Source organism: Geomonas sp. (assembly GCF_056994735.1).
Genome location: NZ_JBXKJL010000408.1, coordinates 1 through 7,174, shown reverse-complemented (window position 1 = coordinate 7,174; position 7,174 = coordinate 1). Strand labels below are relative to the sequence as shown.

Below are 7,174 nucleotides of genomic sequence, written 5' to 3'. Positions count from 1 at the left end.
TACCTCCCGGAGAGGCCGGAGGAGAAGGGGACCTCGAAGAGGCGGCCGCCACGGGAGAGACGGACCTTGTTCTCCTTGATCTCGACTACGCGGGCGCCGGCGACTTCTGCACCCTCCCCTACCAGGCTTCCATTCAGCACCGCCCGCCGCAGGTGCCGCTCATCCTGCCACGCTATCCCGGAAATCGTGATGTCTCCGCTGCCAACCTGGACGTCCTCGGACGAGCCTTGCTTGGGGCGCTTTACGTGGGTGATGCGAGGGGCTTCAGCTGGCACTGTCGTACTAGCAGCCGTGGCTTTCCTGCCGCGTGTGGCTTTACGAGCAACGGTCGGTGCGGAGGCGTAATCACTCTCTTCATTCGCAGCTTCAGGTGATGCAGTCGCTTCAATGGGAGCGGGACGTGACACTACCGAGGCTGAAGGGACGGCGGTAGGGATGGATGCTGACGCTATCGGCGGCGCAGGGGCCGTTGGAGCAACTACCACGGTTGCCGGTGGTGCTGCTACATTGGTTGCTGACGGCACATCACCGGACGGCACCTTCAGCTCAGAGCTCTGCGATTCGGTTGCCCCGCCATGTCCTTTCAGGACAAAGCCGGCGCCTACCCCTGCAAGGAGGAGTACGAGTCCGCTTACCATTAGGAGATACGGCCTTGCCTGCTGAGGCTTTACGTCTCCGCGGTAGCGCAGTACCTCGGGACGCAGATCTCCCGCAGCCCGCCTTGCTTTGCGCTCCTGCTCCATCTTTCTCAGTGCATCTAGTATCAGGCTCATCTGGTTCCGCCTTTGTATATTCTTTGACTGTCACAGGTTAAAGGTCGGTTTCTCCCAGGGGCCACAGCGCTAATCCCCCCCGCCCCCCCGTTGTCAAGGGGGGAGTAGATCAGAACCTCTCGCAAAGGGTGAAGAAAAAACAGACGCCTTCGCAAGTGGGAAGCCCCCCTACCCTTTCCAGCGCGGAGGGATGACGGTTCGAGCAAGTCACCTGCTGGAAAGGTCGCGAGAGCTGATTCCGGGCGGGAAGAAGCCGCCGGCGCGACGGTATAGCAGCAAGAGGGTCTGGCCGCTCGCCTGGCCGTCGACCTTGATCTGCTCTTTGCGCTGGAACTCGGCTACGGCGGCCTGTGTCTTGCGTCCGGGTTTTCCGTTCGGGGCGCCATTATAGCAGCCGACTCCCTTCAACAGCCCCTGCAGCAGCTTCACCCCTTCCGCCTTCTCGGCCCGCTTCACACGATTCGACAGGCCATGAAAGTCCTTCCATAGGATGGTGGCTTCGCCGTTCCAGATCAGCGCCAATTCCTCACGCCGGATGTTGGAGCGGCCGGCGATGGCCGGTACGACTTTTACCGCGTCTTTTTCGATACCCGCCAGGGCGATGACTCGTTTCCCGCCACCAGGCAGGGCGACCTGTAACAGAGCAGGGGCGTCGATCCGTGCCAGGGCATCAAGATTGCCGGTCACAGTAGTGGCGATCATGCCCCGCTCGCGCGCCAAGGTCTTCACACTCGCCGCCCCGGGTACCGGAGCAACTGGGGACATCTGCCACGCGGAGAGCACGGCATTGACGGCAGCGTACAGGTTCTCCTGTTCGCCAACGGCCGCCAGTTCCTTCAGGGCCAGAGCACGAGAGATCGCCGGAGGTGCTTGCTGCGGAGCTTTTTCGGCCTTGACGGTCTCTCTCAAGCTGAATTCCGCTCCAGATTTCGGAAGTGCGAACGAGACAGCGGCAATGACGGCAGCAACGGCTATAGATCCGCCCAACGCCTTAAATATCCATGACGGCAAAGGACTCGGTGACTCCTTCCGCAGATCGGCAATCGAAGCCGAGGCCATGGAGGCTGAAACTTCCTTGCACTCACGGGTGTAGGCCAGGAGCAGGGCGCGGTCGCAGACGCCATTGATCAGGCGCGGCAATCCGCCGGAGAAGTTGAAGATCCTCTTCATCGCTCCCTGCGAGAAGGTCAGGGGCTCACGGCCACCGGCGGCGAACCTGATCCGGTGACGGATATAGTCGCAGGTATCGGCAGAGCTCATGGGGGTGAGGTGGTAACGGATGGTGATGCGTTGATCGAGCTGGCGCAGTTGGGGAGAAGCCAGCAGGGTATTCAGCTCCGGCTGCCCTACAAGGACGATCTGGATCAGCTTGTCCGACTCGGTCTCGAGGTTGGAAATCAGCCTGATCTGTTCGAGCACCTCGACCGAAAGGTTTTGCGCCTCGTCTACCACCAGGACGACGGTCCGCCCCGCCCGGTGCTCTTCCAGGAGGAAGGCGTTCAGGTCCTGGTGCAGGTCTCTCAGCTCGGTACTACACGATTCGACGCCGAGTTCGGCGTTGATCTCCTTCAAAAGGCCCAGGGGCGAGAGGGTGGGGTTAAAGATCAGCGCGGTGCGATAGGTCTGCGGATCGAGCTGGTTCAGCAGGGTCCGGATCAAGGTGGTCTTGCCGGTGCCGACTTCACCGGAGAGTTCTATGAAACCTACGCGATTCTCGATGGCGAATAGGAGATGCGCGAAGGCCTCCTGGTGCGGAGAGCTCAGGTATAGAAAGGCGGGGTTTGGAGTAAGGGCGAACGGAGGTTCTCTGAAGCCAAAATATTCCCAGTACATGTTCGCCCTAAGGTCCTTTGAAGACTGATACAGGGTTGGGTGGAAAAGCTGCTATAGCTATAATTTCTTGAGGTGAGAGTGTCAACAGATTTTGCTCGAGTCACAGAAACCTGAAACCTTTATGGTCCTCTCACTCCGGCTCCAAACGGGCCTCGAATACCTTGAGTGCCGCCGCCAGTGTCCCCTCTATGTCATCACCAGAGACAGTGAAATAGAGGTATGGCCCCGAATAATGGTGCCAGTTTAGATCCTCCACCTGAAGTGGCGCCAGATAACGCTCCATCTTCTCATAGGGGAAAAACGGCTCACCATTCGGCCAGGTCCTTCTCAGTTTTTTCGCTTGCGCATCCGTCAGTGGGATTCTGTAGCGTACCGATACTATTTCAGCGTTCACCGAGGTTCCTCCTGGCTGCGGTATCTCTCATTGCCGGATCAGCATATCACACTGCATCAGCGCCTCATTGACAATAACGGAAACGACGATAGATTTACTGTCATTGCCCCCCGGAATCATCGGGACAAAGTCAGTGACTGAAGCTGCCGGCGAAGTTATTTTGGATTGTTTATACAGGGCCTTACGAGACAGCGGGAGAGTGTACGGGAGGACTTTGTGCTAAGGAAGATGACTGCTTGCCTGGCATTGGTACTGCTGGCTGGTTGCGGGTTCGATTGGTTCCCGGAGCCAAAAACTTTTTCCAACACCTCAACCTCAACCACCACCGCAACCACAACGCCGACCACACCAACGACCGGCACTACCGCCAAGAGGATAGTGACCAATTTCGCTGATGTATCTGGGGCCGTGAGAGCGATCAAGGCGGGCAATCCAGCCACCTACGGCGCCCCGATTCAGCAGCAGAATTCCGTTAATCGGTAAGCGCCGTTTCGACAGGGGGCGTTCAAATAGCCTTCCGCCACGCCAGCCTTCCTTCCAGCCACCGTGAAAACGAGGTGAAGGTGAAGCAGAGCACGAAATAGACCGCGGCAATGAAGATGAAGATCTCGGTCGGATAGGCCATGGTCCGGTTGTTGACCTGGGTGCCGACGTGGGTAAGCTCGGAGACGCCGACGATGAAGGCCAGCGAGGTGTCCTTGATCAGCGAGACGAACTGGTTCACGAAGGAAGGGATCATGTTACGCAACCCCTGCGGAAGTACGATATAGAGCATCGCCTGCCAATGCTTGAGGCCGGTGGACACCGCCGCCTCGACCTGCCCCTTCGGGATCCCCTCGATCCCGGCCCTCACGATCTGCGACATGTATGCTGAAGTGAATATCGTCAGTCCGAGAATGACCGTCTGGCTCTCGGGTACCGTCTTGCCCATCAGCGCCGGCAGCAGGAAGTACATCCAGAAGATCACCATGAGCAGCGGCAGGCCGCGTACCGTGTTGATAACGAGGTTGACCGGGTAGCGGATGGCCGCGATGCGGGAAAGGCTCAGCAGGCCGAGAATGAGGCCGCCGAAGAAAGAGAGGATGCACGATACGACCGCGAGATAGAGGGTGAGCCCCAATCCGCCGAGCGGGCCGTTGGGAAAGCGCCCGATCATGAAGTAGGTGAAGTTGTCTAATATCACATGGAAATCCAGCATTCCGTCCATTTCGTTCTCCGTCTTCCTGCAGCGTGTTCTTTTGCTTGGTTGGCCTTGCCGGGTTCAGCTAGGCGCGGTGCGGGTTGAGGACCCGCTTGTTGTAGAGGTCCATCAGCGCGGTGATCGAGACCGAAAGGACCAGGTACACGACCGTGGCCGCGGTGAAGGCCTCGAAGCCCTTGAACGAGTAGCTCTCCACCTGCCGGGCCTGGTAGGTGATCTCCATGACGCCGATGGTCATGGCCAGCGAGGAGTTCTTGGCCAGGTTCAGGAACTGGTTCACCAGGGGAGGGACGGTGATGCGCACGGCCTGCGGCAGGATGATGTACTGCATCGACCGCAGGTATGAGAAACCTGCGCTGCGGGCGGCCTCCATCTGCTCCTTCGGAATCGAGAGGATGCCGGAGCGGATGTCCTCCGCGATGAAGGCCGAGGTGTAGATGGTGAGGGCGATGACCGCGGCGGCGAATTCGAAGTTCGTGCTATTCAGCCAGTCGTTGACCACTGTCGGCAGCACCTTGTAGGAGCCGAAGTACCAGAAGAAGATCTGGACCAGCAGCGGAGTGTTGCGGAAGAACTCCAGATAGGTCGAGGCGATCCAGCGGACCGGGCGAAAATGGCTCATCTTCAGCACGGCGATCAGCAGTCCGAGCACGAAGGCGCAGACGATGCCGACAGCCGAGATCTCGAGGGTAATTTTCGTCCCCGACACGAGCCACTCGAAGTATTTACCTGAAGTGATGATCGACCAGTCGAAATGATACTTAAGCACGTAGAACCTCTTGGTAGCCTATGCGGGAGCGCCGCCTGCAACCGGTGGCGCTCCCGCAGTAGTTTTTCGCTGTTTTTGTGTCCTTACTGTCTGTCACAGGTTCAAGGGATATACCCCTGTCCCCGGAAGCAAATCCCCCTAAATCCCCCTTTTTCAAGGGGGACTTGATTGGCAAAGGGGGGCAAATTTTTCCTCTGTGTACCTCTGTATCCCTCAGTGTACCTCTGTGGTAAGGCTTATGCCTCTGAGGCTTTACTTGTCAGCCACGATTTTGAAGTTTCTCTTCAGGTGGAACTGGGTTGCGGGTCCGAACCACTTGTCGAAGATCCTCTTCGCTTCGCCGCTTTTCTCCATGTCGAGGACGGCCTTGTTCACGAAGGCGATGAACTTGGCGTCGTCCTTGCGCATACCGATGCCGTACGGCTCATCCGAGATCTGCACGTTCGGGATCTCGAACTTCGCCTTGTTGGGAGCCTTGGCCAGGATGCCGGCGAGGATGGCCTCGTCGGTGGTCACAGCGGCAACTTTGCCCTGCTGCAGGGCGAGGAAGGCCTGCGGGTAATCGTCGAAGGAAAGGACGGTGGCAGTCGGGATCGCCTTTTTCACATTCTGCTCCGAGGTGGAACCTTTGGCGGTGCCGATCTTCTTCCCGGCGAGATCCTTCACGCTCTTGATCGCACCCTTCCTGGTGATGAATTTCTGGCCGGTGGCGAAGTAGGTGTGGCTGAAGCCGATCTGCTTGGCGCGCTCCGGGTTTTTGGTCATGGTGGCGGCGATGAGGTCGATGTTTCCTTCCTGGAGCTGCGGCATCCTGGAAGCGGAGGTCACCGGTTTGAGTTCCACTTTGACGCCGAGTTTCTTGCCGATGGCATTGACGAAGTCGACGTCGTAGCCGACGATTTGACGGCTCTTCTCATCGACGTAGCCAAAGGGAGGGAGCGAGTCCTTCACACCGGCGACGAGCACACCCTTCTTCTTGACCTCGGCGAGAGTATCAGCAGGCGGAGCCGCCAGTGCGGCCTTGCCGATCACGCCAACCAGAGCCAAACCCATCAAAACAGTAGTCAGTCTTTTCATTGCCTCTCCTCGTTCACTATATTGGTGTTGCTGCTGCATAACTCAATAGAGGTTCTAGCCATACACGGATATTCCAACATCGTAGGAGCGCCCTTCCGGGCGCTAATCCGCGCTGTTCGCGCCCGGGAGGGCGCTCCTACGGGCATGCAAGTGACGGAGCTTCGCAGGGAAGATCCCACCCATTCACCATTCACCATTCACCATTCACCATTCACCATTCACGCCTCTAATGCATGGGCGAAAGGAGCTGTTTCAGGAACTGCTTCGCGCGGTCGTGCTGCGGGTTGCGGAAGAACTCGTCCGGCTTGGCCTCCTCCAGCACCGTCCCGTGATCCATGAAGATGACGCGATCGGAGACCTCGCGGGCGAAGCCCATCTCGTGGGTCACCACCATCATGGTCATGCCCGATTTGGCCAGATCTTGCATGACCGACAGTACCTCTCCGATCATCTCCGGGTCCAGAGCCGAGGTCGGTTCATCGAAGAGCATGATGCGCGGCTTCATGGCAAGGGCGCGGGCGATCGCCACGCGTTGCTGCTGGCCGCCGGAGAGCTGGCTGGGGTAGGCGTCGCTCTTGTGAGCCAACCCGACACGATCCAGCAGTTGCATGGCTTGCTCCTGGGCCTCCTTCTTCGCGGTCTTCCTGATCTTGATGGGCGCCAGGGTGATGTTGTTCAGCACGGACAGGTGCGGATAGAGGTTGAACTGCTGAAACACGAAGCCGACCTCCGCGCGGAGCTTGTTCAGGTCGGTCTTCTTGCAGTGAAGGTCCATCCCGTCGACGGTCAGGTGTCCCTTGTCGATCGGTTCCAGCTGATTTATGGTCCGGATCAGGGTCGACTTCCCGGAACCGGAAGGGCCACAGACAACAACGACCTCGCCCTGGGTGACTTTCAGGTTTATGTCGTTTAGAACATGGAGTTTCTTGAACCACTTGTGCACGCCGTCAAACTGGATCATCAACTGCTCCTTTTTCAATTTCTTGCCGTCGTTTCCCGCGGGAATTCTCTCCCCCGGATGGCATCGCCTCCTCCCGGTGTTCAGGGGCGCGACGAAACAGGCTGTTATAGCAATGGCGGTGCCAACTGGTGAAACGGGAGCTTAAATCTTCGATTTCATTAGAAGG

Annotated in this window: 8 protein-coding genes; all 8 read right to left on the bottom strand. The window is 58.4% G+C overall.

Features of this window, described 5'->3' with window-relative positions:
• A partial coding sequence (locus AC11W3_RS17480; protein ID WP_484091575.1) for a general secretion pathway protein GspB occupies positions 1-773 on the bottom strand: 773 nt, incomplete at its 3' end.
• A 207-nt stretch (positions 774-980) separates the two neighbouring features.
• Positions 981-2,606: an AAA family ATPase gene (locus tag AC11W3_RS17475; RefSeq protein ID WP_484091574.1), complete on the bottom strand. Its 1,626-nt coding sequence runs from the start codon at positions 2,604-2,606 to the stop codon at positions 981-983.
• A gap of 130 nt (positions 2,607-2,736) precedes the next feature.
• Positions 2,737-3,000 carry a hypothetical protein gene (locus AC11W3_RS17470; protein WP_484091573.1) on the bottom strand — a complete coding sequence of 88 codons (264 nt, stop codon included), beginning with the start codon at positions 2,998-3,000 and terminating at the stop codon, positions 2,737-2,739.
• A 505-nt stretch (positions 3,001-3,505) separates the two neighbouring features.
• Positions 3,506-4,207, bottom strand: coding sequence for an amino acid ABC transporter permease (locus AC11W3_RS17465; protein ID WP_484091572.1), 702 nt, complete (start codon positions 4,205-4,207; stop codon positions 3,506-3,508).
• A 58-nt stretch (positions 4,208-4,265) separates the two neighbouring features.
• Positions 4,266-4,970 carry an amino acid ABC transporter permease gene (locus AC11W3_RS17460; protein ID WP_484091571.1) on the bottom strand — a complete coding sequence of 235 codons (705 nt, stop codon included), beginning with the start codon at positions 4,968-4,970 and terminating at the stop codon, positions 4,266-4,268.
• A 252-nt stretch (positions 4,971-5,222) separates the two neighbouring features.
• A complete protein-coding gene (locus AC11W3_RS17455; protein WP_484091570.1) occupies positions 5,223-6,047 on the bottom strand; it encodes an ABC transporter substrate-binding protein in 825 nt (274 codons plus the stop codon).
• A gap of 226 nt (positions 6,048-6,273) precedes the next feature.
• Positions 6,274-7,008 (bottom strand): amino acid ABC transporter ATP-binding protein, encoded by a 735-nt coding sequence (locus tag AC11W3_RS17450; RefSeq protein WP_484091569.1) that lies wholly within the window; start codon positions 7,006-7,008, stop codon positions 6,274-6,276.
• Positions 6,995-7,174, bottom strand: a 180-nt coding sequence (locus AC11W3_RS17445; RefSeq protein ID WP_484093447.1) for a hypothetical protein, incomplete at its 5' end; no start/stop codon positions are given. The genes AC11W3_RS17450 and AC11W3_RS17445, both read right to left, overlap by 14 nt.